Source organism: Streptomyces sp. rh34, from assembly GCF_002551245.1.
GTDB lineage: Bacteria > Actinomycetota > Actinomycetes > Streptomycetales > Streptomycetaceae > Streptomyces.
This window is the reverse complement of sequence record NZ_NTGZ01000597.1, coordinates 1-517: the sequence shown is the minus strand read 5'-3', so window position 1 is coordinate 517 and position 517 is coordinate 1. Positions and strand designations below refer to the sequence as shown.

General features: G+C 74.9%; 1 pseudogene. It reads left to right on the top strand.

Annotated features, from left to right (window positions below):
- Positions 1-27: 27 nt before the first annotated feature.
- Positions 28-517: pseudogene (locus CR470_RS38395) on the top strand (DNA helicase RecD); the annotation flags it as partial.

Sequence of the window (517 nt, the reverse complement as noted above, 5' to 3'; positions counted from 1 at the left end):
CATCAGAGATGTGTATAAGAGACAGAGCCGGAACAGGCCGACGGCTTCGCACGGGCCCTGCTGGGCGCCGGTTGCGGCCCGGACGACGGCCGCAGGACAGCGGCCCTGGTCGGCTGGCTGCTGGAGCGCGCCGCCCTCCAGGGCCACACGGCCCTGGACGCCGAGACCGTACGGGCGGCGCTCGCCGAACGTGCGGTAGCCGATCCGGACGCGGCCGTGCGGGACGCCGTCGAGGAGGGCGTCGCCCTGGTCTTCCAGGAAGACGACGAGCCGGCGACGGACGACACCGGGACGACGGACGGCGAAGCGGACGAAGCGGGCCTCGCGGAGGACGCCGAAACCGAGCGGGAGCCGGTCCAGGTGCTGCTGGGCCTGGACCGCTACGCCCTGGCCGAGGAGAGCCTCGCCGACGGCCTGGCCCGGCTGGTCAACGCCTGTGAGAAGGCCGCCGACTGGGCGGAGGCGGCCGCCGCGGCCCCCAGCCCGTCGGCCGCGGAGCTGATCCGTACGACCGCCG